We start from the raw sequence: 26,479 nt of genomic DNA on the forward strand, positions 1-26,479 counted from the left end.
GGATTGGGGGGAATCACTGGCACCGCACGCACGAATGTGTATTCGGCCGAATGCAAGTGTACGCCAGTCGACACCGATTGCAACATGAGAACTGCCCCCAGATCGAGTGGTTTCCCTACCATCCCCAGGGCGCTCCCAGCTTCACGCCGACCCAGTTTGTACGGAGGGGTGACAAACCTGCAACACAGAACGCGCTACGCTCGTGCTTGGCACGGACTCCGCCCGGTTTCGGGCGATCGGACCAGGACCGCGGATTCGCAAAGGAGCGAGAGACACACGATGAGCACTCAGATCGACAGCCTGCTGCACGAGGACCGACGTTTCCCACCGTCGGAGGAGTTCGCCGCGCAGGCGGTCGCGAACGCCGAGCTGTACGAGCAGGCAGCGGCCGACCGTGTCGGGTTCTGGGCCGAGCAGGCCCGCGACCTCCTGGACTGGAGCACGCCCTTCACGAAGACGCTCGACTGGACGAACCCGCCGTTCGCCACCTGGTTCGAGGACGGCGAGCTCAATGTCGCATACAACTGCCTCGACCGTCACGTCGAAGCCGGCAACGGCGACCGCGTCGCGCTGCACTGGGAGGGCGAGCCGGGCGATTCCCGTTCCGTCACCTACGCGGAGCTGACCGAAGAGGTCAAGCGGGCCGCGAACCTGTTCACAAGCCTCGGCGTCGAGGCCGGCGACCGGGTCGCCATCTACCTCCCGATGATCCCCGAGGCCATCGTCTCCATGCTCGCCGTGGCGCGCATCGGAGCCGTCCACTCGGTCGTGTTCGGTGGCTTCAGCGCCGACAGCCTGCGCTCCCGCATCGACGACGCCGAGGCGAAGCTCGTCATCACGGCGGACGGCGGCTACCGCAAGGGCAAGGTGTCCGCGCTGAAGCCTGCGGTGGACGCAGCCCTCGCCAGCCGCGGAGAGCTCGCCGCGCAGGCGACCGTCGACCACGTGCTCGTGGTGCGCCGCGGCGAGAACGAGATCGAGTGGAAAGAGGGCCGCGACCTCTGGTGGCACGAGGCCGTCGCGGCTGCGTCATCCGAGCACGAGGCGCAGCCCTTCCCAGCAGAGCACCCGCTCTTCATCCTGTACACCTCGGGCACGACCGGGAAGCCGAAGGGCATCCTGCACACCTCCGGCGGGTACCTGACGCAGACGGCGTTCACGCACAAGAACGTCTTCGACCTGCACCCCGAGACCGACGTCTACTGGTGCACGGCCGACATCGGCTGGATCACGGGCCACAGCTACGTCACCTACGGCCCGCTTGCGAACGGGGCGACCCAGGTGCTCTACGAGGGCACACCGGACGCTCCGCACCCCGGCCGCTGGTGGGAGATCATCGAGAAGTACGGCGTCAGCATCTTCTACACGGCGCCGACCGCGATCCGCTCCTTCATGAAGCTCGGCCGCAAGATCCCGAAGCAGTTCAACCTCTCCTCGCTCCGCCTGCTCGGCTCGGTCGGCGAACCCATCAACCCCGAGGCGTGGATGTGGTATCGGAAGATCATCGGGAACAAGCTCGCCCCGATCGTCGACACCTGGTGGCAGACGGAGACCGGCGCGATCATGGTCTCAGCGCTCCCCGGGGTCACATCGACGAAGCCCGGCAGCGCCCAGGTGCCGATCCCCGGCATCACGATCGACGTCGTCGACGATGCGGGTGAGGCCGTCGGCGCCGGCGGTGGCGGACTGCTCGTCGTGACCGAACCGTGGCCGTCGATGCTGCGCGGCATCTGGGGCGATCCTGAGCGCTTCAAGGAGACGTACTGGGAGAAGTTCTGGGACGTCCCGGGTGGCCCCTTCTACTTCGCCGGCGACGGCGCGCGACTCGACTCCGACCGCGACGTCTGGCTGCTCGGCCGCGTCGACGACGTCATGAACGTCTCGGGCCACCGCCTGTCGACCGCGGAGATCGAGTCGGCACTCGTCTCGAACGAGATGGTGGCGGAGTCGGCGGTCGTCGGCGCGGCCGATGAGACCACGGGTCAGGCCGTCGTGGCGTTCGTCATCATCAAGGAGTCGCACCTCGAGCAGGCTTCGGGCCTCGCGGACATCACCGGCGCGCTGCGGGCATGGGTCGGGGAGCAGATCGGCCCGATCGCACGCCCTCGCGAGGTCTACATCGTGAACGAGCTGCCCAAGACCCGGTCCGGCAAGATCATGCGTCGCCTCCTACGCGACGTGGCCGAGGGGCGCGAGGTCGGCGACACCACCACCCTCGCCGACACCACGGTCATGCAGATCATCACCGACAAGATGGTCAAGAACACGTAGCGCTGCGCGCCGCAGCAGGAGATCCGCCCCGCAGCAGGAGAAAGCGTGAGCTTGTGTCCTGCTGTGGGGCGGACCTCCTGTTCTCCCCATGGTGAATCAGTTTCCACAGATGAAACCTCACCCCCGCGCACGAGCTGGGCGAACCGACACGCTGGAGGGATGGACCTCACCGCGTGGATCGACGAACGGAACGGAATCGCGCATCGACTCTATGCGATCGATGCGATCGATGCCGGAGCAACCCGGAACAGCATCGAGCAGGCCGTCCGCGCACGCCAGCTCCGCGTGATCCGGAGGAACTGGCTGAGGACAGAGGCGTGTGATCCGCAGCTGCTGATGGCTGCGACCCGTGGTGGCAGACTGAGCTGCCTGACGGTGGCCGGCCGCCGCGGCTGGTGGAACATCTCCGACGGCTTCGTCCATCTCTCGGTCGCGCCGACGGCCTCCGCTGCGGCCGAATCCGGGGTGCGACTTCATTGGAGCGCGACGCCGTCGCCGGTCTCCACCAGGACGCTGGTCCAGCCGCCGGTGAACGCGTTGGTCCACATCGCGGAGTGCCAACCGTTCGAACGGGCACTGGCGGTGTTCGAGTCCGCGATCCGGATCGGTCATGCCGACCTCGCGCGCCTCCGGTTGATGCCCCTGCGGTCCCGCCGGTTCCGTCAGGTGGTGGATCGCGCGAGCGAACTCTCCGACTCGGGCATCGAATCGCTCCCGCGGGTACGCCTTGCTCGAATCGGCATTCACATGCAACAACAGGTGATCCTCGACGGACATCGAGTGGACGGGCTGATCGGCGAACGCCTCGTTCTCCAATTCGACGGGCACTCGCCACACCAAGATGCAGCACAGCGCAATCGCGACCTCGCCCAGGATCGCCGTCTGCTCTTGGCAGGTTGGACCGTGCTCCGGTTCAGCTATCGCCAGATCATGCACGACTGCGCTCGTCGAACGGGAGATCACCGATGCTGTCGCGCAAGGCCGCCACCGGTGAACGCAGGAGATCCGCGCCGGAGCAGGAGAAAACGTGACTTGGGTTCTAGGGATCAGTGCAACATCCTGATGTTTTGGAGTGTTGATGACGGTTCTGATGGCCCGTGTGGTGCAGCGAGTGTTCTGGTCGAGGATTCGTGACGGAGCGACGACTGTGGATGCGGCGAAGGCTGCTGGGATTTCGTCTCAGCAGGGTGACGTGTGGTTCCGGAATGCTGGCGGGATGGTGCCATTGTCGTTGTTTCCGCCGTCAGGTCGTTTCTTGAGTATCAGCGAGCGTGAGCAGATCCATGCCGGGATCAGTCAAGGGCGATCGATCCGCGCGATCGCGGCGTCGATCGGGCGCAGCCCGTCGACCGTGTTGCGAGAGCTCCGTCGCAATCTTGATCGTCAGCAGTACCGGTCCCGGTCCAAGCTCGGACGCCCGGTGACCGTCCCGTGGCGGTATTCGCCATCGCTTGCCCAGCGTCGAGCTGATCAGCGGTTGGCTCGTCCGAAGCCCTCGAAACTCGCTCTGAACGATCGGCTGCGTGATGCGGTCCAGGCGGGACTGTTGCGCAAGCTCAGTCCGGAACAGATCATGCGACGATTGCCGTTGGACTTCCCTGACGAGGCGGAGATGCGCGTGTCCCACGAGACGATCTACCAATCGTTGTATGTCCAGGGCCGCGGAGCGCTCAGACGCGAGCTCACGGACTGCTTGCGAACCGGTCGGGCGCTGCGCAAACCAGCCCGACGCGCGACGAGCCGTGGCAAACGCATCCCGGACATGGTCATGATCAGCGAGCGCCCCGCGGAGGTCGAGGACCGGGCAGTCCCGGGTCATTGGGAGGGTGATCTGATCGTCGGTAAGGACAACGGTTCCGCGATCGGGACCCTTGTCGAGCGGAGCACACGGTTCGTGATGCTGCTGCATCTGCCAGATCGACACGGCGCGATCGAGGTTCAGGGAGCGATGATCGAGCAGATGCGCAAACTCCCGCATTTCCTCCGCAAAACCCTCACCTGGGACCAAGGATCCGAGCTCGCCGGCCACCGGAACATCACCGCAGCGCTAGAGATGGGCGTCTATTTCTGCGACCCACACTCGCCTTGGCAGCGAGGGCGCAACGAGAACACGAACGGGCTCCTGCGGCAGTACTTCCCGAAAGGCACCGACCTCTCCGGCTACCACCGCGACTACCTCGACTTCGTCGCCAACGAACTCAACGAACGGCCGCGGAAAACCCTGCACTGGGCAACTCCAAAAGAAGCCCTCGACCAACTACTCTCGAACCCACCAGCCAATGGTGTTGCACTGACCGCCTGAATCCGCCTGAGCTTTCGTCCTGCTGCGGCGCGGATCTCCTGCTGTCGCGCTGGTGGGTTACGCGAATTCGACGATGAGCTCGACCTCGACGGGCGAGTCGAGCGGGAGCACTGCGACGCCGACGGCTGAACGGGCGTGCACGCCGAGGTCCCCGAAGATCTCGCCGAGGACCTCGGAGGCGCCGTTGATGACGCCCGGCTGGCCCGTGAAGGCCGGGTCGGAAGCGACGAAGCCGACGACCTTGACGATGCGGGTGACGCGGTCGAGCGAACCGATCTTGCTCTCCACCGCGGCGAGCGCGTTGAGCGCGCAGGTGCGGGCGTACCCCTTCGCGTCCTCGGCGGAGATGAGCCCGTCGCTGGCACCGACCTTGCCTGTCGCCGGCAGTTTGCCCTCCACCATGGGCAGCTGACCCGAGGTGTACACGTGGTCGCCGGAGACGACGGCCGGCACATAGGCCGCGACCGGCGGGACGACAGTGGGCAGGGTGATGCCGAGTTCAGCGAGACGAGCAGCGATCTGGGTCATGGGTTCCTCCGGGCTTGGTCTGGATCAGGAATCGGCGATGGGACGCTTGAGGTAGGCGACGAGCCCGCCCTCCGGCCCGGTGACGACCTGGACGAGTTCCCAGCCCTCCCCGCCCCAGTTGTTCAGGATTGCCGCCGTGTTGTGGATCATCAGCGGCGTGGTGAGGTACTCCCAGCGGGTCATGTCTCTCCTCGATCGGGCGCTCCGCACAGGGAGGCGGATGCGCAGGGGAAGTTCATGGTGAGCGCCAAGTGAAGCTCGCTCACAGTTTCCCCGCTTACCGTCGATCCTATGCCTGAACCTCGAACCTCCGCGAAGACGGTCGCCCAGGGCCTCCTCGGCTTCGTCGGCCTGAGCGTTGCCGCCGGTGTGCTCGCGACCGCCGCGGTGACGCCCGCCATCGCGATGACCGGTCTCGCGACCTCGACGAGCATCTCCGTCTTCGACGGCCTGCCCGACTACCTCCAGCTCGACTCGCTCGCCCAGAAGTCCAGCATCTACGCGAAGGACGGGGCGGGGAACCCCGTCCTGCTCGCGTCCTTCTACGACCAGAACCGCATCGAGGACAGCTGGGACCAGATCTCGCAGTTCGCGAAGGACGGGGCGGTCTCGGCCGAGGATCCGCGGTTCTTCGAGCACGGCGGCATCGATCTCGCCGGAACCGTCCGCGCTGTCGTGAACAATGCCGCCGGCGGCTCGACACAGGGTGGCTCGTCCATCACGCAGCAGTACGTCAAGAACGTGCTCGTGCAGAAGGCTGAGGCGATTCCCGACGCCAAGGAGAGCAAGGCCGCGTATGAGGAGGCGACCGCGACGACCCCCGAGCGCAAGCTCAAGGAGATGCGCCTCGCGATCGGCCTGGAGAAGACGTACGGCAAGGAGGACATCCTCCGCGGGTATCTGAACATCGCCGGCTTCGGCGGGCGGGTGTACGGCATCGAGGCCGCGTCAAACTACTACTTCAACACGACCGCTGCGAACCTGACCCTGGAGCAGGCCGCGACGCTCATCGCGATCGTGAACAACCCGGAGAACCTCCGCATCGACAAGCCCGACAGCGAGGACAACGGTGCCGCGAACGGCTACGCGCTCACGCAGACCCGGCGCGACTATGTGCTGAAGCAGATGCTCGCCGAGGAGAAGATCACCCAGGAGCAGTACGACGCTTCCGTGGCCATCCCGATCACGCCGACGATCGTCCCTCCCGTGACGGGGTGCACGGCCGCTGCCTCCGCCGCCTACTTCTGCGACTACGTCACGCAGGTGCTCCAGAACAACGAGATCTTCGGCTCCACGCAGGAGGAGCGCTGGACGAACTTCAAGCGCGGCGGCTACAGCGTGTTCACGACCCTCGACCTCGACCTCCAGGGAGCGTCGCAGGCCACGATCGACGAGTACGTCCCGAAAACGACCACCGAACTCGATCTGGGAGCGGTGTCGGTGAGCGTGCAGCCGGGTTCGGGCCGCATCCTCGCGATGGCACAGAACAAGGACTATTCGCAGGATCCTGACGTCATCGCGACCGGCGGGAACTACAGCGCCATCAACTACAACACCGATCAGGCGTACGGAGGATCAGGAGGGTTCCAGCCGGGCTCGACCTACAAGATCTTCACCCTCACCGACTGGCTGAAGTCCGGCAAGGGCGTCAACGAGTCGATCAACGCGAACCGCAGATCGAACTGGGGGACGTTCACCAACAGCTGCGTGGACGGCGGCACCGAGACGGCGGACGCGGGCTGGAACCCGCAGAACGACGAGGGCGAGTCCGGCTCTTACACCGTGCGACGCGCGACGCAACAGTCGATCAACACCGCGTTCGTGGCGATGGCACAGCAGCTCGACCTCTGCGACATCAGCAAGACCGCCGAGTCGATGGGTGTCCACCGTGCAGACGGCGATCCGCTCGCCAACTCCCCCGCGACCGTGCTCGGGACGAACGAGGTCGCGCCGCTCAGCATGGCGACGGCGTTCGCGACCCTCGCCTCGGGCGGCCTGACGTGCGATCCGATCGCGATCGACTCCATCACGAAGCCGGACGGCTCGGCCGCAGACGTCCCGTCCGCGAACTGCCGGCAGTCCGTCGACCCCAAGGTCGCCGCGGCGGTCGACGACGTGCTCCAGGGCGTCGTGTCGGGCGGCACGGCCTCCGCGTCAGGTGCTCGGACCGACGGCGTCGGTGAACTGATCGGCAAGACCGGCACCACGGACGATGCCGAGGCCACCTGGATGAGCGGCGCGAGCACCACCGTCGCGACGGTCGTCGGCACCTTCAACGTCTCCGGCCACGTGAACCTGCGGAACACCTACATCGACGGAACCCAGGTCGCGTCGATGCGCCACTACATCTGGCCGCAGATCATGACGGCAGCGCTCGCGAAGTACCCGGGCGGAGACTTCCCCGAGGCGGACCGGGCGACGCTCCAGGGCGACGGGAGCGGCGGAAGCGACGAGGACTCGTCGTCGACCCCCACACCGACGCCCGAGCCCACGCAGGTGCCGAGTGAGGCTCCGACGCAGACCCCCGGCGACGGTGGCGACACCGGCGACGGCACGGGCAACGATCCCGGAACCGGCGACAACGGCAACGGGACGGGCAACGGCAACGGCTCCGGCGGGAATTCCGGGAACGGGAACGGCGGGACGGGTTAGCCGGGTCCGTCGCCCGGATCGGCGTCGATCCGCGGGATATCCGGCTCCTGCCGACCCGCGGATCGACAACGATCGGATGTCAACGCGCTGCTGAGCGGGCCTTTTTCAGGAATGTCGCTTAGCATCGATCCATGCCTCAACAACATCGCACGGCCACAGGTGTGCTCGGTGGCTTTCTCGGCTTCCTCGGTTTGAGCGTCGCTGCCGGTGTGCTCGTCACTGCCACCGTCACGCCAGCGCTCGCCGTCACCGGCATCGCGACCAACAGCACGATCAACGTGTTCGACGATCTGCCCGACTACCTGGCCCTCGATGAGCTGGCTCAGAAGTCCAACATCTACGCGACCGACAGTGCCGGAACCCCGCAGCTGCTCGCGTCCTTCTACACGCAGAACCGCATCGAGGTCTCGTGGGATCAGATCAACCAGTTCGTGAAGGATGCGGCGGTCTCGGCTGAGGACCCGCGCTTCTATGAGCACGGCGGCGTCGACCTCACGGGTACCATCCGAGCCGTGGCGATCAGCGCGACCGGTCGCGATCTGCAGGGTGGCTCGTCGATCACGCAGCAGTACGTGAAGAACGTGCTCGTGCAGAAGGCCGAGGCCATCACCGACGAGGCCAAGATGCAGGCCGCGTATGAAGAGGCCACGAAGACCACTCCGGAGCGCAAGCTCAAGGAGATGCGCATGGCCATCGGCCTCGAGAAGCGCTACGGCAAGCAGGACATCCTCCGCGGCTATCTGAACATCGCCGGATTCGGCGGCCGTACGTACGGCATCGAGGCCGCCGCGAACTACTACTTCGCCACCTCGGCCGCGAACCTCAACCTGGAGCAGTCGGCCGCCCTCATGGCAATCGTCAACAACCCGGAGACGCTGCGCCTCGACCGCCCTGAGAGCGAGACGAACGGCGCCGCGAACGGCTACGCCCTGACCCTCGATCGCCGGAACTACGTCCTCGATCAGATGATCAAGGAGGGCAAGATCACGCAGGAGCAGTACGACGTTGCGATCGCCACCGCGATCACCCCGACGATCACCCCCTCGAGCACCGGCTGCCAGACGGCCGTCAACGTCAGCCCGGGGTCCGGCTTCTTCTGCGACTACGTGACGCGTGTCTTCCAGAACAACCCGATCTTCGGGGAGACCGAGGACGAGCGCTGGGCGGCCTTCAACCGAGGTGGATACAGCGTGTTCACCACGCTCGACCTCGATGTGCAGTACGCAGCACAGACCGCGCTCGACGACTACATCCCGCACTCGAGCGACCAGCTCGACATCGGGGCCGTCGCCGTGACCGTCGCGCCGAACACCGGGCGCATCCTCGCGATGGCGCAGAACAAGGACTACACGACGGACCCGGAGGTCGCCGCGACCGGCGCGAACTGGAGTGGCCTGAACTACAACACCGACTACGAGTACGGCGGTTCGAGCGGCTTCCAGCCTGGATCGACGTATAAGACCTTCACCCTGGCCGAATGGCTGAAGGAGGGGCACGGTCTGAACGAGGGCGTCGACGGACGGAAGCGTTCGCCATGGGGCACCTTCAAGGACTCCTGTGCCGACGGAGGTACCGTCTACGCCGGTTCCGACTGGAACCCGGGCAACGATGAAGGCGGCAACGGCGGGTTCTACACGGCGCTGCAGTCCACGAAAGCATCGATCAACACGGGCTTCATCGCCATGTCGAAGCAGCTCGACCTCTGCGGCATCCGCAAGACCGCTGAGTCCATGGGCGTGCACCGTGCAGACGGCGGTCCGCTCCTGCAGTCCCCCGCGACGGTCCTCGGCACCAACGAGGTCGCCCCGCTCAGCATGGCGACCGCCTTCGCGACGTTCGCCTCCGGCGGCATCACCTGCGACCCGATCGCGATCGACCGGGTCGTGAAGCCTGACGGCTCCGAGATCCCGGTTCCGTCCGCGAACTGCCGACAGGGCCTCGAGGCGAACGTCGCCTCAACGGCGAACGTCGCGCTGCAGGCGACCTTCAACGGCGGAACGACGAGCTCCTCCCGCGTCGGCGACGGCATCCCACTCATCGGGAAGACGGGCACCACCGATAACAACGAAGCCACCTGGATGAGCGGTTCGAGCACGCAGGCGGCGACCATTGTCGGCGTCTTCAACGCGACCGGCCACGTCAACCTCCGTCAGACCTACTTCGACGCCGGACAGGTGGCCACGATCCGCCACAAGATCTGGCCACGCATCATGGCGACCGCGAACGCCAAGTTCGGCGGTTCGGCCTTCGGCGACCCCGATCCCTCACTCATCAACGGCCAGTCCGTCCAGGTGCCCGACGTCGCCGGAAAGTCGATCGAGGAGGCCCAGAAGCTGATCGAGGACGCCGGCTTCGGCTTCGAGAACGGTGGAGCGGGCGACTCCGCGCTGCCCGCCGGGCAGGCCGCCAGCACGAACCCGTCCGGTACCGTCCCGAAGGGCTCGGTCGTCACCGTCTACACGAGCAACGGCCTGCTGGGCGTCGTCCCCGACGTGAGTGGGGCAGCCTCCTACGAGGATGCGAAGGCGGCCATCCAGGGTGCAGGATTCCCGAACGTCGGCCAGAAGTGCGTCGTCGATCCTGCGGCGACAGCTCCGAAGGTGACCGGCGTCGATCCCCCGGCGGGCACGCAGGCGAAGAAGGACGGCAAGATCACGGTGACGGTCTCGAAGACCAGCTGTTGACGTCCTGACGCCATCATGCGGGGCCCGGTCGTTCTCGACCGGGCCCCGCGTCGTTGCTCCCTACGGGGCCTTCCGAGGGTCTTCGGAGGACCCACCGGGTACGCTCGGGAGATGGCCGGAACCCGCTCGGCCACGGAGGAGGGCACTCGATGACGGCACGGATGAGCACTGGCGGCACGCTCGGTACTGCAGCAGCGGCGATCGCAGGGCTCGGGGCACTCACGTTCGCGTACGCCTCGCTCATCGAACGGAACGCCTTCACACTCCGCAGGGTGACGGCTCCCGTCCTCCCACCGGACGCGCAGCCCATCACCGTCCTGCACATCTCCGACCTCCACATGGCGCCATGGCAGCGTCGTAAGCAGGCATGGTTGCGCTCGCTCGCCGCTCTGCAGCCGGACGTCGTCATCAACACCGGCGACAACCTCGGTCACGAGGCCGGCATCGACGGCATCCGCGCCGGCCTCTCCGTCTTCGCAGGCATTCCTGGTGCATTCGTGCACGGCTCGAACGACTACTTCGGCCCGAGCTTCAAGAACCCGCTGAAGTACTTCATCCAGACCTCCTCGAAGCATGTGGCACCGACCACACTCGACACCGCAGGATTGGAACGCTTCTTCACGGACGAGCTCGGCTGGCTCGACCTCAACAACGCGGTGGGTGAGATCACCGTCCGCGGCACCCGCCTCGACCTGTTCGGAGTCGACGACCCGCACAAACACTTCGACCGCCTCGACACGCTCACCGCACTCATCGACGAGCGCCTGGACGCGGAGACGCTCGAGACCGACGACGCCTCACTGGCCCACACCGTCACGGTCGGCGTCATGCACGCACCCTACCGCCGTGTGCTGGACGCGTTCGTGACCCAGGGTGCCCAGTTCATCTTCGCCGGGCACACACACGGCGGCCAGGTGTGCGTACCGGGGTTCGGGGCTCTGGTCACCAACTGCGACATCCCCCGCAAGCAGGTGAAGGGGCTGAGCGTGTGGCGGCATGCGTTGCGCTCCGCGTATCTGAACGTCTCCGCCGGACTCGGCACGTCGATCTACGCCCCGGTGCGGTTCGCGTGCCGTCCGGAAGCCACCCTCGTGACGTTCCTGCCTCGTCGCTCCGCCGTCTGAGGTCCCGCGGCTCGGTTCGAGAACACTTCGACATGCTCAGTGAGCGGGACGGCGCCGCGTCCGGTCGTCGAGCGTGAGGCGCCGCGTCCGGTCCCTGAGCTTGTCGAAGGGCCCGAGAAACAGTGAAGCCCGGCCGGACAATCTCTTGTCTGACCGGGCTTTTCTGTCGGGGTAGCGGGATTTGAACCCACGACCTCTTCGTCCCGAACGAAGCGCGCTACCAAACTGCGCCACACCCCGATGGCCCGAAGGCCTTGTCTAGGATAGCCGATTTTTCAGCGACTGTTCGCCACTTCGATGAATCGGCCGATCCCTGACGTCTGTCGAGACCGGATCGGCCGGGCGGCGCCATTGCCGCCCGGCCGAGCGGTGGTCTCAGGCCTGCTGGCGGCGACGGGCCACGACGGTGCCGAGTGCTGCCGCACCGACGACGACGAGTCCGCCGGCGAGCCAGGGCAGCGTCGCGCCGGAGAAACCGGTGTCCGCGAGCGCCTTACCACCGGCGGCCGGGTCGGACGCCGAGGCTGCAGCAGCAGCGTCGGCCGGGTCCAGCACGGTGAAGTCTGACGAGTCGGAGACGGCTCCCTGGGTGGCCGTCAGCGTGTAGGTGCCTGCCGGGTCGGACTCGGTGTCGATCGAGACCTCGATGTCGCCGGCATCGTTCGCGACGGTCGAGAGCGTCCGTGTCGAGGCGTCAGCCGACTCGGATGCGATGGTGATGGAGACACGCTCACCTGCGGCCCAGAAGTCCGAGCACGAGTAGGTGACCGAGGCTCCACGGGCGACGCTCGCGGGCGTGATGGAGTTGCAGCTGCCCGGGCCGTAGGTCTCACTGCCCGCGGCGTTGGCGGCGGTCGGCAGTGCGACGACGGCGAGGAGGACGAGTGCGGCGGCGGAGAGAGTTCGTTTCATGGCAGACCCCTAAGAAGAATGGACAGAGGGCCCGGAGCCGAGCTCGGGTCGCTCGCAGCCTCCATGGCCGTGATCATGCTAGGGCAGAACACCAGTCTCCCCAGGGGTGAAAACCCCGGAATCATGCGGATGTGACCACCTTTGGGGGTACGCCGGCGGCACGAGGGATGAGGACAACGCCAAGTCCTTGTCCAGGAGGACTCAGCGCTGTCCCGCAGGGACGCGGTCACCGGCTGTCACCGGTGACCGCGAGTCGTGGTCGCGCTCAGGCAGCGTGACGGCGGCGGATGCCGACGGCCGCGAACGCGGCGATACCGGCGACGAGGAGTCCTCCACCGATCCAGGGCAGGGCTCCTCCGTCGAAGCCGGTCGAGGCGAACTCGCGCTCGGAGACCTGGAACGACGCGCTCTCGCTCTGCGCTCCCTGTGCGGCGGTCACCGTGCAGGTGCCGGACTCGGTCTTGCTCGTGTCGATGGTGACGGAGAAGGCACGGGCCGCGTCGGTGGTGAAGGTCGCGGAGGTGCGAGTAGCGCTCTGCTGGGCAGCCTGCGCGGTCTCACTCGCGGTCGTCGGTTCGGCGACCGGAATGCTGCAGCCGGGGCCTGCGACCGTGACGGTGACCGGGGTACCGGGGTCGAAGGTGCCATCGCAGCTGAAGACGGCGGATTCGCCCTGCGTGACGGCCACCGGCGTCATCGACGCGCAGCCGGCAGGGCCGTAGGTCTCGGAATCGGTCGCAGCATTGGCTGCTGTCGGGACGGCGAACACTGCGAGGAGGCACAGCGATGCCAGGGCTAGGGTGCGTTTCATGTTGTTTCCCCAAGGAACGATGAATACCCCTGCGATCGCCGATTTCGGGTGGGCGTCCGCCGAGGGCCTCGAGGGTCACGAATTCGGGTGCGTGGCTTCCTGAGGTGTTGTCATGCTACGTCAGGACCCGCACAGAGGGAAGGAAGAAATCGTCGTTTTCCCTATGATTCCGGGGGTTGTGACCAGCTTTGGGGGTACTTCGGTGGCTTTCGGTGCGAGGACGGTGAAGACGAGTTCGGAGGTCTGCCCCGGTTCGAGGGTCACGTCGGTCTGCGCGTAGAGACGACCCGTCGGATCGGTCACCGCCTTGACCGCGAGGTCCGAGCCGTCAGAGGCTCCGAGGAGCGCTGCGCCGAGCGGTCCGTGGACGACGACCCGAGTCGCGATGTTCCCAGGAGCGGTGCCGAAGCGACCACCGGCCGTCACGTAGTCGGGCAACGACGTGGCCGCATCCACCGGGGCTGTGGAGGTCAGCGTGACGACGACGACGTATTCGGCGCCGTCCTTCGTGCACCGTGCGTCCCGCAGCTCCACCTTCGTGTCCAGGTAGTAGTCCATCTTCGCGCGCGTGAGGTCTTCGAGGTAGACGCCCGTGTACACCGCCTCGTCGTCGGTGGCCGGTGGGATCCCGGCGAGGGTCGTCTGGGCGATGAGCTGCTGTTCGGACTCGTGCGCACTCCACACGTGGAGTCGGTTCTCCGCCCCCGATGCCGACAGGGCGTCGACGAGGGCGGCCGGCTTCGGTGCGCGCGTGGTCATCCCTTCGAAGACGGCTCCCGACACCGCTGCGAAGAACGGGTCCTGATCCTTGCGGTCGGGATAGCGGGCGTACACGTCGCTCAGCAGCGTCTGGACGGCGTTGTCGGCCGTCAGCTGGGTGCCGTCGGGGAGGTCGACCGGTCCTGTGGCCTGCAGCAGATGCGCGAGGACGTAGGGGTCGATCGCGACGACGGTGTCGATCGGGACACCGAAGACCTGGGTGCCCATCGCGGCGGCCAGTTCTCCCGTCCGCGCGAAGTCGACGGTCAGGTTCGTGTCCTGGATGTAGGTGCCGAGATTGTCGGTGTACACGTTCTGCTCAAACGGGGTCAACGGCAGCACCGGTACCGGGAAGCCGGTGAAGTCGTCGCTGCTGCGCGTGCCGCCGAAGCTGATGACGCCGTTCTCAGCATGGATGAGCGCCACAGCCCCAGCGATACCGCCGCTCGTCCGGACCTCGGCGTTGTTCTGGATCATCACCATCACATTGCGTGGCCCTGCACCACCCGCCATGTCCGGCAGGAGAGCCGTCGCCCTCGCGGCGGTGTCGAGCAGTTGGCTCGTCGAGGTCACCGTCCGCTTGAGCTTCTCGACCGCATCCGCGACGACCGGCAGCGCGCCGCCGGTCCCGATGGCGTCGACACGCTCGGCGATCGCTGTCGCGGCGACGGACGCGTCGGTGATGGTCGGGGCGGCTGCACGGAGGGGCTCTGTCGCGATCGATCCGTCACCGGGCAGGAGCGAGGAGAGATTGATCTGACCGGCGATCTCGACGACCTTCGGAACGACGTCGACGGCGACGTCGTTCGTCGCGGCGGCGGCCTCTCGCACGGCGGTGAGGTTGACTCCGAGAAACGGCACGAACTCGGCGGCACGCCAGACCGGGTCGCCGGTCAGCGACACGGCGCTCGCGGTGTGGGCGGCGAGGGAACGCTGCGTGGCATCGGTGTGGGTCGCGTCGCCGGCGAGCACCGCCGACTGCAGGACCTTCGCGTCCGCCTGCGCCGCTTCGAGCGCGTTCTTGGCGAGGTACGCCCGGATGCCGAGCCACGCGCCGATGGCGACGAGGATGACGACGACCGCGAGGACGACCCAGCGGAGTCGAGGTCTCCGACGACCGGTCGTGCGGATGCCGGCCGTCACCGGGCGTGGGTCAGCCAAGAGTGCTCCTTGTTCGGGTAGGCACATCCTAGCCGCCACATGACGGGCGCCGAGGGCCGATGCACGCCCCCTTTCGGGGGTGTGCGATGGGTCCGGGATCGGGGCTGAGCACCGCCGATGCCGTACGATGACGAGGCGCCGTCGGCGCTTGAACACCCCCGTGACGACCCTGGAGCCAACCCGCCGATGACCCGCGCATCCCGAATCATCATCGGGGTCATGCTGGCGGTCTGCCTCGCGGTCATGCTCGGTATCGCGTTCTGGCCGACACCCGTCGACGCGGGCGGACGGGTCGCCCTCCTGGCCGTCATCGATCGTCTGCAGGACGCAGGCGCCCCCAGGTGGTTCGACTACCGCTTCGTCGAATCCGCGGCCAACGTCGTCCTGTTCATCCCCCTCGGGGCGCTCCTCGCCCTCGAACTCCCCCTGCGGTCCTGGTGGATCGCCCCGCTCGCCACCACGGTCTTCTCGGTCGCGATCGAACTCGGACAGACGTTGCTTCCGGAACGCGTCGCGACGATCGCCGACGTCTACGCGAACGCCGCGGGCGGCCTATTCGGCGCGACCGTGGTGCTCGTCGTCAGGCTGCTCGTCCTGCGCTACGGACGCCCGAGCCCCACATAACGCCAGCCGGCACCCCGCCACGCGTCGACATCGAGGCAGTTGCGCCCATCGACCACGATGCGCCCGGCGACCAGCTCACCGATCGCGCCCGGGTCGAGGGCTCGGAACTCCTTCCACTCCGTCACCACCACGACGATGTCGGCGTCGGCGACGGCCTGCTGAACGGAGTCCGCGAACAGCAGCTGCGGGTGGAGGCGGCGTGCGTTGGCGACCGCTTCCGGATCGTAGGCGAGCACGTGCGCACCGAGACCGTTGAGTCCCACCGCGACGTCGAGGGCGGGAGAGTCACGGACATCGTCGCTGTCGGGCTTGAACGCGAGCCCGAGCACGGCGACGCGCTTCTGGTACGCGCTCCCGCCGAGTTCCTCGACGACGAGATCCACGACCCGCTGACGGCGACGCAGGTTGATGGCGTCGACCTCCTTGAGGAAGGCGACCGACTCGCCTCGTCCCAGTTCCTCGGCCCGAGCGGTGAACGCGCGGATGTCCTTCGGGAGGCAGCCACCGCCGAAGCCCACCCCGGCGTTCAGGAAGCGGCGTCCGATCCGGGCGTCGTACCCGATCGCGTCGGCAAGCTCGGTCACATCAGCGTCGGTGACCTCGGCGATCTCCGCCATCGCGTTGATGAACGAGATCTTCGTGGCGAGGAACGCGTTCGCGGCGACCTTCACGAGCTCGGCGGTGGCATAGCCGGTCGCGACGAGGGGCGTCCCGGTGGCGAGCGCTGCGGCATAGACCTCGTCGAACGCCGCGCGTGCGATCGCAGCGTCCTCAGGGGCCGGTGGCAAGCCGTAGACCAGACGGTCCGGGGCGATGGTGTCCTGGACGGCGAAGCCCTCGCGGAGGAACTCCGGGTTCCAGGCGAGCACCGCGCCCGTCGACGCGACGAGTTCCGCAAGGCGTGCCGCGGTCCCGACCGGGACGGTCGACTTCCCGACGACGACGTCGCCCTTCGACAGGTACGGCAGCAACGCTGTCACGGCCGCATCGACGAAGCGGAGATCGGCGGCGTTCGAGCCAGCCTTCTGCGGGGTGCCGACGGCGATGAAGTGCATCGTCGCGCCGGCAGCCTCGGCCATGTCCGCGCTGAAGCGCAGACGGCCGGACTCGACGCCCGCCAGCAGCAGGTCCGGCAGACCGGGCTCGAAGAACGGCGCGCGCCCGGCGGACAGCGACTCGATCTTGGCGGGGTCGACGTCGATGCCGATGACCTCGTGGCCGATCGACGCCATGGCGGCAGCGTGAACGGCCCCCAGGTAGCCGCAGCCGATGACGGAGAGTTTCATGCGGTTTCCTCGCTGTTGGGACGGATGTCTGGGATGGTGCTCGACAGGCGCCCGCCGGACTCCTGCAGGTAGCAGACGCCGCAGAGGGACTCGTAGGTGACCGTGGTGCCGTCGATCGCGACCTGGTCGCCGTCGAAGACGAAGACCCCGTCGAACAGCCGACCGTTGAAGATCGCTTTGCGCCCGCAACGGCAGATCGTCTTCAGCTCTTCGAGACTGTGCGCGACCTCCAGGAGGCGTCGGCTGCCGGGGAAGGCCGCCGTCTGGAAATCGGTGCGGATCCCGTAGGCCAGTACCGGGATGCCTTCCAACAGGGCGATGCGGAGCAGATCGTCCACCTGGGCGCCGTCGAGGAACTGCGCCTCATCGACGAGCAGGCAGCTGACGTCCTCGCCCGTCTCCTGTGCCACGCGTCGACGGTGCTCTGCGAACACGATCGCAGCGCTGTCGTCGGGTCCGAGCAGGAAGTCGGCGTCGCGCGTCACGCCGAGGCGACTGACGATCGCCGCGTCACCCTTCGTGTCGAGCGCGGGCTTCGCAAGGAGCACACGGTGACCGCGCTCCTCGTAGTTGAACGCCGCTTGGAGCAGCGCAGTGCTCTTACCGGAGTTCATCGCCCCGTATCGGAAGTACAGTTTCGCCACGAGGCAAGCTTAGGGTTCCTGCACCGCAGCTGTCGCATCGTGACTCGGGCGCATGCGTCCCGCTGTTCGCCCCCGTTCGGGGATAACCAGCGGTCGCTTACCGGAAACCGGGCGAGCGAATCGGGCTACTGCGAGATCTTCAGCGCCTCAGCCGTGTCCTCGAGGACCTCGGCTGCCTTCGACGGAGCGTCGTTCAGCGTCTTGCCGTAGGTCGGGATCATCTCGCGGAGCTTCGGCTCCCACTCGTCGATCTTCGTCGGGAAGCACCTCCGGAGGAGGCCGAGCATGATCGGCACAGCCGTCGAGGCACCCGGCGACGCGCCGAGGAGGCCGGCGATCGTGCCGTCAGCACCCGTGATGACCTCGGTGCCGAACTGCAGCACGCCACCCTTGTCCTTGTCCTTCTTCATGACCTGGGCACGCTGGCCGGCCTCGATGAGGTACCAGTCCTTGTCCTTCGCGGTCGGCAGGAACTCGCGCAGGCTGTCCATCTTCTGCTTGCGCGACTGCATGAGCTGACCGACGAGGTAGGTGATGAGGCTCGGGTTGTCCTTCGCGACGGCGAGCATCGGCACCAGGTTGCCGGGCCGGACCTGCGTGACGATGTCGAGCATGGAGCCGTGCTTCATGAACTTCGGCGAGAACGTCGCGTACGGACCGAACAGCAGGCTGGCCTTGCCGTCGACGACGCGGGTGTCGAGGTGCGGGACCGACATCGGCGGTGCACCGACAGATGCCTGGCTGTACACCTTGGCCTGATGCTTCGCGACGACGTCGGGGTTGTCGGTGCGGAGGAACTGACCGCCGATCGGGAAGACGCCGTACCCCTTGATCTCGGGGATGCCGGACTTCTGCAACAGCTTCAGCGCCCAGCCGCCTGCGCCCACGAAGACGAACCTCGCGTTGATCTCCATCGGAGAGCGTCCGAGGGTCTGGCGCCCGCGGATGCGCCACGTGCCGTCCTTCAGGCGCTTGAGCGAACGGACCTCGTGGTTCGTCCGCACGTGGGCCGACGGTGCGGCAGCGAACAGCTTGTGGGTGAGCGAACCGAAGTCGACGTCGGTGCCGCCGGTGATCCGCGTCGCGGCGATGCGCTCCCCCACTGCGCGGCGGTTGATGAGGAGCGGTGCCCACTCGGCGATGACCGCCGGGTCCTCGGAGAACTCGATACCCGCGAACAACGGCTGGTCCTTGAGCGCCTCGTAGCGCTTGCGGAGGTACTCGACGTCCTTGTCGCCACGGACGAAGGTCATGTGCGGCGTCGCGTTGATGAAGGTGTCGGGCTCGCCGATCAGACCCTCCTCGACAAGGTGCGACCAGAACTGACGGCTCAACTGGAACTGCTCGTTGATGCCGATGGCCTTCGCAGGGTCGACCTGACCGTTCGCATCCTGCGGCATGTAGTTCAGCTCGCAGAGCGCAGCGTGCCCCGTCCCGGCGTTGTTCCACGGGTTGGAGCTCTCGAGAGCGAGGTCACTCAGGCGCTCGTACACCTCCACCTTCCAGTCAGGCTGCACCTGGTGGATGAGGGCGGCGAGCGTGGCGCTCATGATGCCGCCACCGATGAGGGCTACGTCGATGGTTTCGGTCACCAGAGCAGTCTAGTCGCGCCTCGCGGCAAGCTCCCCATCCCCGGGCTTCCGCTGATCTGCGGGTGACCGATCGCTCGATGTCGAGACAGTTCGTCGCGGAAGCCGACCTGTCGGATCAGGAACGGGGCAACGTGGGTGAGAGCGCGTCGAGCTCCTCCAGCATGCGCTGCGCGAGGTGCGCGTAACCGGCGTCGCTGGGATGCAGGCCGTCCGCCGAGATCCACGCCGCCGGGTCCTCTTCCAGCCAGTGCGAGGCCCCCGAGATGTAGTCGGCGTCGATCGTGTCGGCTGCGTCGTGCACCCAGGCGATGATCTGGTCGACCGAGGCGGGGCGCTCAGCCGTGAACCACCAGGGCTCGACCACGATGATGCGCGTTCCGGGCAGCTCGTCGCGCAGGCGCTGGAACTCGGGCAGGATCGCGTCGTGGATCGCCTGCTCGTTGCCCGTCCACTCGAAGTTGTCGTTGATGCCGAGCGCCACGATGAGCACCTCGGGATGCTGGGCGATCACGTCTGCCGCGACGTCACCGACCTGGTCTCGCTTGCGGACGAAGCCGAGGCCCGGATAGCCGGCGTTGTACTCCGTCCAGCCCTCCGCCTTCGCGACGAGGGACGACCATCGGGCGGTCGGAGCTGAAGCGGCCGAACCCTTCGTGTACGAGTCGCCGTAGAACGCGACCAGCGGGCCGACGGCAACCTCGGTCCCGGCATCGGCCCGGGCCACCGTCGTCTGCTGCACGTCCGCACGCAGACCACTCACCGCGACGACGGCCGTGACCGCGACGGCTGCCGCGATGAACGCGGCGAACCACCGCTTGCGCAGACGCGGGCGTACCATGTCGCTCTCTGTCGTTACCCGGTCGGCCGCGTCAGACCGTGGCGGGCTGCGCGAGCAGCTCGGCGGCGACGAGTTCGGCGATCTGCACCGCGTTCAGGGCTGCACCCTTGCGGAGGTTGTCGTTCGAGATGAACAGCGCGAGACCCTTGCCGGCCGGTGCGCTCTGGTCGGGACGGATACGGCCGACGAACGACGGGTCTGCACCGGCCGCCTCGAGCGGCGTCGGTACGTCGGACAGCTGCACGCCGGGGGCGTCCCGCAGGAGTTCGATGGCGCGCTCCGGCGACAGGTCGCGCGAGAACTCGGCGTTGATCGCGAGCGAGTGGCCGGTGAAGACCGGGACGCGCACGCAGGTGCCGGAGACGAGCAGCTCGGGGAGCTCGAGGATCTTCCGGCTCTCGTTGCGGAGCTTCTTCTCCTCGTCGGTCTCGCCGAGGCCGTCCTCCACGATCGAGCCAGCGAGCGGGATGACGTCGAACGCGATGGGCGCGACGTACTTCTCGGGTGCCGGGAAGTCGATGGCCGAACCGTCGTGGACGAGACGCGTGAGGTCGCCCTGGGCGACGGCAGCCTCGATCTGACCGGCGAGCTCTGCAGCACCGGCGAGACCGGAACCGGAGACCGCCTGGTAGGTGTTCACGATGAGGCGCGACAGGCCGGCCTCGGCGTCCAGCACCTTGAGCACCGGCATCGCTGCCATCGTGGTGCAGTTCGGGTTCGCGACGATGCCCTTCACAGCGTCCTTGATGGCGTGGGGGTTCACCTCGCTGACCACGAGCGGGACCTCCGGGTCCATGCGCCAGGCGCTGGAGTTGTCGATGACGAGTGCGCCCGCCGCTGCGAAACGGGGAGCCTGCGCACGCGAGGGCGTCGCACCGGCCGAGAACAGGGCGATGTCGATGCCGCTCGGGTCGGCCGTCTCGACGTCCTCGACGACGATGTCCTGGCCGCGGAACGGCAGGGTCGTCCCGGCGGACCGTGCCGTCGCGAAGAAGCGGATCTCGCTGATCGGGAACTCGCGCTCCTCCAGCAGTCGACGCATGACCTTGCCGACCTGGCCGGTTGCTCCGACGACACCGACACGTACACCGTTGCTCATGGGGATTCCTCTGGATTCGGGGATGCTACGAACCATCTTGCATCAGGATTGCTGGGGTTGGGGCGGTGTCGCCGACGGACACCTCGATGCGCTCGATGACCGTCCGCTTTCTGAGCGTGTCGACGGGCACCGCACGCACGGTGACCCGGGCGGTCAGCGGCCAGTGCCGCCGTGGACGACAGCCTCGTCGTCGCCGTCGAGGCCGAACGCGGAGTGCACCACGTTGGCGGCCTTGTTCAGCGTGTCGGCGCGGGTGACGACGGAGATCCGGATCTCGCTCGTCGAGATCATCTCGATGTTGATCCCGGCCGCGCTCAGCGCCTCAAACAGCTTGGCCGAGACCCCGGTGTTGGTGCGCATGCCGGCGCCGACGAGCGCGAGCTTGCCGATCTGGTCGTCGTGCTGGATCGCGGAGAAACCGACACGCTCCTGCTCGGCTGCGAGCGCGCGGAGCACCTGCTGGGCCTCTGGCTTCGGCAGCGTGAACGAGATGTCGGTCACGCCTGAGACCGCCGTGGACACGTTCTGCACGATCATGTCGACGTTGCCGCCGGACTTCGCGACGATCGTGAAGATCCCGGCCGCCTTGCCTGGCAGGTCGGGGACGCCGACGACGGTGATCTTGGCTTCGCTGAGGTCGGTGGCGACTCCGGCGACGATGGGCTGCTCCATGGGTGCCTCACCCTCTCCTGGGTTGTTGAGGACCAGAGTGCCCTCGTTGTTGTTGAAGGACGAGCGCACGTGCAGGGTCACACCGTGGCGGCGTGCGTACTCGACGGCGCGGATGTAGAGCACCTTCGCGCCTGAGGCCGCGAGCTCCAGCATCTCCTCGCTGGAGATGCGGTCGATCTTCTTCGCCTTCGGTACGACGCGTGGGTCGGAGGTGAAGATGCCGTCGACGTCGGTGTAGATCTCGCAGACGTCGGCGTCGAGGGCTGCGGCGAGGGCGACGGCCGTGGTGTCGGAGCCGCCGCGGCCGAGCGTGGTGATGTCGCGGGTGTCGCGGTTGAAGCCCTGGAAACCGGCGACGATGACGATCGCGCCGTCGTCGAGTGCCTCGCGCAGTCGTACCGGCGTGACATCGACGATGCGGGCTGCGCCGTGCTGGGCGTCCGTGATCATGCCGGCCTGGCTGCCGGTGAAGGAGCGGGCCACGTAGCCCATGCTGCTGATGGCCATGGCGAGCAGCGCCATCGAGATGCGCTCGCCGCTGGAGAGCAGCATGTCGAGCTCGCGCGGGGCCGGAATGGGCGTCACCTCGTGGGCGAGGTCGAGCAGTTCGTCGGTCGTGTCGCCCATCGCAGAGACGGCGACGACGACCTCGTTGCCCGCCTTCCGGGTCTCGACGATACGTTTTGCGACGCGCTTGATGCTCTCCGCGTCGCTGACGGATGACCCGCCGAACTTCTGCACGATCAATGCCATCGGATCTCCTGGGGAAGTCGGTTCGGGCCTTACCGCCCCGGCCCATTCTAGCCAAGCCCGCATTCCGGTCCCGCCATGTGACGTGCGGCCCGGCCTGGCGGCAGGAGACCCGCTCCGCAGCAGGAGGTTCTGCCGGGCGGATTCAGGCGGTCAGTGCAACACCATTGGCTGGTGGGTTCGAGAGTAGTTGGTCGAGGGCTTCTTTTGGAGTTGCCCAGTGCAGGGTTTTCCGCGGCCGTTCGTTGAGTTCGTTGGCGACGAAGTCGAGGTAGTCGCGGTGGTAGCCGGAGAGGTCGGTGCCTTTCGGGAAGTACTGCCGCAGGAGCCCGTTCGTGTTCTCGTTGCTCCCTCGCTGCCAAGGCGAGTGTGGGTCGCAGAAATAGACGCCCATCTCTAGCGCTGCGGTGATGTTCCGGTGGCCGGCGAGCTCGGATCCTTGGTCCCAGGTGAGGGTTTTGCGGAGGAAATGCGGGAGTTTGCGCATCTGCTCGATCATCGCTCCCTGAACCTCGATCGCGCCGTGTCGATCTGGCAGATGCAGCAGCATCACGAACCGTGTGCTCCGCTCGACAAGGGTCCCGATCGCGGAATGTCTTGCCCTTGGTTTGATGGAGACTCTGATCGTCCTGAAAGGATGAGGAGTATGCCAGCTTTGAGGAAGTACCCGGCGGAATTGAGAGAGCGTGCAGTGCGCCTTGTGTTCGAGGCGCGTGATGCGGATGGGGGCCGCCGTGGTGTGTGTACCAGGATCGGCCGGCAGCTTGGTGTCCCGTCGGACACGTTGCGTGGCTGGGTCCAGCGCGCCGAGGTCGATGGGGGTCTGCGTTCGGGGACGTCCACTGATACTGCGGTTCGCCTGGTCGAGGTGGAGCGTGAGGTGAGGGAGTTGCGGCGGGCGAACGCGATTTTGCGGAGCGCGTCGGCTTTCTTCGCGGCGGAGCTCGACCGCCCACACAGCAGATGATCGCCTACATCGATGAACACAAGGAAGAGTTCGGGGTCGAGCCGATCTGCAGGGAACTGCCGATTGCCCCGCAGACGTACTATGCCGCGCGGTCTCGGCCGCCCTCGCAGCGGTCCGTCAGTGACGAGGACACCGTGGTGAAGGTCCGTGCCGTGCACCAAGCGAACTATGGCGTCTATGGCGTCCGGAAGGTCCATGCGCAGCTGCGTCGCGACGGCCACCGGGTGGCCAGGTGCACGATCGAGCGGCTCATGCGTCGGGAGGGTCTCCGCGGGATCTCGCGGGCCAAGGGGCCACGCACGACGATCCCTGGGCCATTCACGGATCGTCCGGGGGACCTCGTTGACCGACGGTTCACCGCACCGGCACCGGACTGCCTCTGGGTTGCGGACATCACCTACATTCGGACGTTCTCCGGCTGGGTGTATGCCGCGTTCGTATTGGACGTGTTCTCCCGCCGGATCGTGGGCTGGCAGCTCTCCACAACCATGCACACCGAGCTTGCCCTCGATGCTCTCGAGATGGGCATCTGGACGCGGCAGCGTGCCGGCCGGGACCTGTCACAACTTGTCCACCACTCGGATCGCGGAGTCCAATATCGTGCCGTGCGCTACACCGACCGCCTCGCTGAGGCAGAAGCAGTCGCCTCGGTTGGGTCCAAGGGCGACAGCTACGACAACGCGATGGCCGAGGCGCTGAACTCTCTATTCAAGGCCGAACTGATCCGCAACCTCGGCCCGTGGAAGGGGATCGACGAGCTCGAGATCGCGGTCGCGGAATACATCGACTGGTACAACCACCGCCGACTCCACGGCGAGATCGGACACATCCCACCCGTCGAAGCCGAGAACAACTTCTACACGCAACTACCCACCATCACCGTGATGGAACGGGTCTAACCGAGCCTCTACCAAACCCGGGGCTTGACAGAACCGTTGTCCTTACCGACGATCAGATCACCCTCCCAATGACCCGGGACTGCCCGGTCCTCGACCTCCGCGGGGCGCTCGCTGATCATGACCATGTCCGGGATGCGTTTGCCACGGCTCGTCGCGCGTCGGGCTGGTTTGCGCAGCGCCCGACCGGTTCGCAAGCAGTCCGTGAGCTCGCGTCTGAGCGCTCCGCGGCCCTGGACATACAACGATTGGTAGATCGTCTCGTGGGACACGCGCATCTCCGCCTCGTCAGGGAAGTCCAACGGCAATCGTCGCATGATCTGTTCCGGGCTGAGCTTGCGCAACAGTCCCGCCTGGACCGCATCACGCAGCCGATCGTTCAGAGCGAGTTTCGAGGGCTTCGGACGAGCCAACCGCTGATCAGCTCGACGCTGGGCAAGCGATGGCGAATACCGCCACGGGACGGTCACCGGGCGTCCGAGCTTGGACCGGGACCGGTACTGCTGACGATCAAGATTGCGACGGAGCTCTCGCAACACGGTCGACGGGCTGCGCCCGATCGACGCCGCGATCGCGCGGATCGATCGCCCTTGACTGATCCCGGCATGGATCTGCTCACGCTCGCTGATACTCAAGAAACGACCTGACGGCGGAAACAACGACAATGGCACCATCCCGCCAGCATTCCGGAACCACACGTCACCCTGCTGAGACGAAATCCCAGCAGCCTTCGCCGCATCCACAGACGTCGCTCCGTCACGAATCCTCGACCAGAACACTCGCTGCACCACACGGGCCATCAGAACCGTCATCAACACTCCAAAACATCAGGATGTTGCACTGATCCCTAGAACCCAAGCCGCGAATGCTCCTGCTGTGAGGCGGATCTCCTGCGATCTCCCTCGATAGGGTGAGCGTATGCAGCAAGCAGACGCGCGAGTGCTCGCGACGGTACGCCGTCTCTGGCAGGGCCTCGCCTCGCCGACGGCGCGGTTCGCGGCGGGACGCGTGGCCGTCGTCGTCAACGCCGGTTCGATGGCGTGCCCGCCCGGTTGGATCGGCGTCGTCGAGATCGACGGCAGCGCCCTCGCGATCGTGCCGGACGAGGACACCGCCCGGCGTCTCGCGATCGATGCGGAGCCTCCACGGACCGTCGGGACGCTCGACTTCCTGCGCTCGCGTATCCAGGTCGCCGAGGTCCTCGGTCCGGCCACCCTCGACTACCTGTTGCCGGGCCGGTTCACGCCCGCCGAGGAGATCGACGTCGTCGCGAGCAAGGCGAGCGACCCGGCGATCGAATCGCTGCTGTCCAAGGTGAGCGAGGACGAGGCGTCCGAGAGCGGGATTTTCGGGATCACCTCGCCGCTGTTCTCCGTCCGGCAGGGTGGGCGCGTGCTCGCCGTCGCAGGCTACCGTTCCTGGCCGCTGCACGTCGCGCACGTGACGGCGTTGACCGCTCCGGAGGCTCGGGGCACAGGACTCGCGACTCGGCTCGCCTCCACCGCGGTCGAGCACGCACTAGCCGCGGGGCTGCTCCCCCAGTGGCGTGCCGCGGACACGAACCCCGGTTCACGTGCGGTCGCCCGCAAACTCGGGTTCTCCGCCGTCGGCCGTCAGCTGTCGGCGCGGCCGTCCGCCGCCGAATGGCCGGCACCGTCCGCCGACGCCTGAGCGCTCTCCGCACCTCAGGCACGCAGCAGGCTGACCTGCCCGCCTCGCTTCTCCCCCCCACCGTCTCCGGCTCCGGCCTGCAGAACTCCTGCAGAACACCCCGAAACCCGTCCAATCTCCCCGAACAGCCGGCCACCCACCCGACGAGCAGGAGTTATGCCCGGGAAGCACGTGAGGGGGCACAGGGCACGGGGACCGGGGACCGGGGACCGTAGCGACTCAGTGGCCGAAGCGGG

Annotated in this window: 20 protein-coding genes, 1 tRNA gene, 2 pseudogenes and 1 other annotated feature; of the genes and pseudogenes, 9 read left to right on the forward strand and 14 right to left on the reverse strand. The window is 66.9% G+C overall.

Translation table 11 applies throughout. The features are described 5' to 3' along the window. The first annotated feature begins 279 nt into the window (after positions 1-279). From acs to ABMA10_RS17125, 3 genes are all read left to right on the forward strand, one after another. On the forward strand, positions 280-2,271 hold the full coding sequence (acs, locus tag ABMA10_RS17115; RefSeq protein ID WP_347867340.1) for an acetate--CoA ligase: 1,992 nt from the start codon (positions 280-282) through the stop codon (positions 2,269-2,271). A gap of 336 nt (positions 2,272-2,607) precedes the next feature. After that, positions 2,608-3,405, forward strand: a complete 798-nt coding sequence (locus ABMA10_RS17120) for an endonuclease domain-containing protein (protein WP_431030721.1) — start codon at positions 2,608-2,610, stop codon at positions 3,403-3,405. Next, complete coding sequence (locus tag ABMA10_RS17125) at positions 3,350-4,573, forward strand: IS30 family transposase (protein WP_431030722.1); 1,224 nt, start codon at positions 3,350-3,352, stop codon at positions 4,571-4,573. The genes ABMA10_RS17120 and ABMA10_RS17125 overlap by 56 nt, the downstream gene beginning before the upstream one ends. 57 nt (positions 4,574-4,630) lie before the next feature. Here the strand turns inward: ABMA10_RS17125 and ABMA10_RS17130 are convergent, their stop codons facing one another. Beyond that, on the reverse strand, positions 4,631-5,101 hold the full coding sequence (locus tag ABMA10_RS17130; RefSeq protein ID WP_347868112.1) for a RidA family protein: 471 nt from the start codon (positions 5,099-5,101) through the stop codon (positions 4,631-4,633). 24 nt (positions 5,102-5,125) lie between these two features. After that, positions 5,126-5,284, reverse strand: a complete 159-nt coding sequence (locus tag ABMA10_RS17135; protein WP_347868113.1) for a hypothetical protein — start codon at positions 5,282-5,284, stop codon at positions 5,126-5,128. 108 nt (positions 5,285-5,392) lie between these two features. On the opposite strand from ABMA10_RS17135, the gene ABMA10_RS17140 reads away from it, so the two are divergent. From ABMA10_RS17140 to ABMA10_RS17150, 3 genes are all read left to right on the forward strand, one after another. Further along, positions 5,393-7,753 carry a transglycosylase domain-containing protein gene (locus tag ABMA10_RS17140; RefSeq protein WP_347868114.1) on the forward strand — a complete coding sequence of 787 codons (2,361 nt, stop codon included), beginning with the start codon at positions 5,393-5,395 and terminating at the stop codon, positions 7,751-7,753. A gap of 131 nt (positions 7,754-7,884) precedes the next feature. Next, entirely contained in the window at positions 7,885-10,437 is a 2,553-nt protein-coding gene (locus ABMA10_RS17145) for a transglycosylase domain-containing protein (protein WP_431030723.1), read from the forward strand. A gap of 149 nt (positions 10,438-10,586) precedes the next feature. Next, positions 10,587-11,561 (forward strand): metallophosphoesterase, encoded by a 975-nt coding sequence (locus ABMA10_RS17150; protein ID WP_347868116.1) that lies wholly within the window; start codon positions 10,587-10,589, stop codon positions 11,559-11,561. Between the two features lie 166 nt (positions 11,562-11,727). On the opposite strand, the gene ABMA10_RS17155 is transcribed toward ABMA10_RS17150, so the two are convergent. The 4 genes from ABMA10_RS17155 to ABMA10_RS17170 all read right to left on the reverse strand — a co-directional run bounded on the left by ABMA10_RS17155 (position 11,728) and on the right by ABMA10_RS17170 (position 15,204). Beyond that, positions 11,728-11,801: transfer RNA gene (locus ABMA10_RS17155), tRNA-Pro, on the reverse strand. Between the two features lie 135 nt (positions 11,802-11,936). Next, on the reverse strand, positions 11,937-12,473 hold the full coding sequence (locus tag ABMA10_RS17160) for a hypothetical protein (RefSeq protein WP_347868117.1): 537 nt from the start codon (positions 12,471-12,473) through the stop codon (positions 11,937-11,939). Between the two features lie 265 nt (positions 12,474-12,738). Then, complete coding sequence (locus ABMA10_RS17165) at positions 12,739-13,284, reverse strand: hypothetical protein (protein WP_347868118.1); 546 nt, start codon at positions 13,282-13,284, stop codon at positions 12,739-12,741. A 120-nt stretch (positions 13,285-13,404) separates the two neighbouring features. Then, the gene (locus ABMA10_RS17170) at positions 13,405-15,204 is read right to left on the reverse strand and encodes a DUF4012 domain-containing protein (protein WP_431030724.1); all 1,800 of its coding nucleotides are present in this window, start codon (positions 15,202-15,204) and stop codon (positions 13,405-13,407) included. A 117-nt stretch (positions 15,205-15,321) separates the two neighbouring features. Here ABMA10_RS17170 and ABMA10_RS17175 point away from each other — a divergent pair, with 117 nt between their 5' ends. Further along, positions 15,322-15,828 carry a VanZ family protein gene (locus tag ABMA10_RS17175; protein WP_431030725.1) on the forward strand — a complete coding sequence of 169 codons (507 nt, stop codon included), beginning with the start codon at positions 15,322-15,324 and terminating at the stop codon, positions 15,826-15,828. Here ABMA10_RS17175 and ABMA10_RS17180 read toward each other — a convergent pair. From ABMA10_RS17180 to ABMA10_RS17210, 7 genes and pseudogenes are all read right to left on the reverse strand, one after another. Further along, positions 15,804-17,114, reverse strand: coding sequence for a UDP-glucose dehydrogenase family protein (locus tag ABMA10_RS17180; RefSeq protein ID WP_347868121.1), 1,311 nt, complete (start codon positions 17,112-17,114; stop codon positions 15,804-15,806). The two genes, ABMA10_RS17175 and ABMA10_RS17180, sit on opposite strands and share 25 nt — an antisense overlap. Then, a complete protein-coding gene (locus ABMA10_RS17185; protein WP_347868122.1) occupies positions 17,111-17,758 on the reverse strand; it encodes a thymidine kinase in 648 nt (215 codons plus the stop codon). Before ABMA10_RS17185 ends, ABMA10_RS17180 begins: the two co-directional genes overlap by 4 nt. Before the next feature lie 125 nt (positions 17,759-17,883). Further along, positions 17,884-19,308 carry a malate dehydrogenase (quinone) gene (mqo, locus tag ABMA10_RS17190; protein WP_414693653.1) on the reverse strand — a complete coding sequence of 475 codons (1,425 nt, stop codon included), beginning with the start codon at positions 19,306-19,308 and terminating at the stop codon, positions 17,884-17,886. A gap of 157 nt (positions 19,309-19,465) precedes the next feature. After that, positions 19,466-20,188 carry an SGNH/GDSL hydrolase family protein gene (locus ABMA10_RS17195; protein WP_347868124.1) on the reverse strand — a complete coding sequence of 241 codons (723 nt, stop codon included), beginning with the start codon at positions 20,186-20,188 and terminating at the stop codon, positions 19,466-19,468. A gap of 31 nt (positions 20,189-20,219) precedes the next feature. Next, entirely contained in the window at positions 20,220-21,287 is a 1,068-nt protein-coding gene (locus ABMA10_RS17200) for an aspartate-semialdehyde dehydrogenase (RefSeq protein WP_347868125.1), read from the reverse strand. 153 nt (positions 21,288-21,440) lie between these two features. Next, positions 21,441-22,712: an aspartate kinase gene (locus ABMA10_RS17205; RefSeq protein ID WP_347868126.1), complete on the reverse strand. Its 1,272-nt coding sequence runs from the start codon at positions 22,710-22,712 to the stop codon at positions 21,441-21,443. A 142-nt stretch (positions 22,713-22,854) separates the two neighbouring features. Further along, positions 22,855-23,301: pseudogene (locus ABMA10_RS17210) on the reverse strand (IS30 family transposase); the annotation flags it as partial. 54 nt (positions 23,302-23,355) lie between these two features. Between ABMA10_RS17210 and ABMA10_RS17215 the strand changes: the two are divergent. After that, positions 23,356-24,575, forward strand: a protein-coding gene (locus ABMA10_RS17215) for an IS3 family transposase (protein WP_431030710.1) whose coding sequence is annotated in 2 segments (ribosomal slippage) — positions 23,356-23,635 and positions 23,635-24,575 — 1,221 coding nt in all. Because the reading frame shifts where the segments join, the coding sequence is not laid out codon by codon here. Continuing rightward, positions 23,634-23,747: a sequence feature (AL1L pseudoknot), on the forward strand. Its footprint overlaps the gene before it by 114 nt. A 29-nt stretch (positions 24,576-24,604) precedes the next feature. Here ABMA10_RS17215 and ABMA10_RS17220 read toward each other — a convergent pair. Further along, positions 24,605-25,216, reverse strand: a pseudogene (locus ABMA10_RS17220) (IS30 family transposase); the annotation flags it as partial. 274 nt (positions 25,217-25,490) lie between these two features. Here ABMA10_RS17220 and ABMA10_RS17225 point away from each other — a divergent pair. Next, positions 25,491-26,243: a GNAT family N-acetyltransferase gene (locus ABMA10_RS17225; protein ID WP_347869378.1), complete on the forward strand. Its 753-nt coding sequence runs from the start codon at positions 25,491-25,493 to the stop codon at positions 26,241-26,243. Positions 26,244-26,479 lie beyond the last annotated feature (236 nt).

The organism is Plantibacter sp. RU18, from assembly GCF_050613355.1.
Classification (GTDB): domain Bacteria; phylum Actinomycetota; class Actinomycetes; order Actinomycetales; family Microbacteriaceae; genus Plantibacter.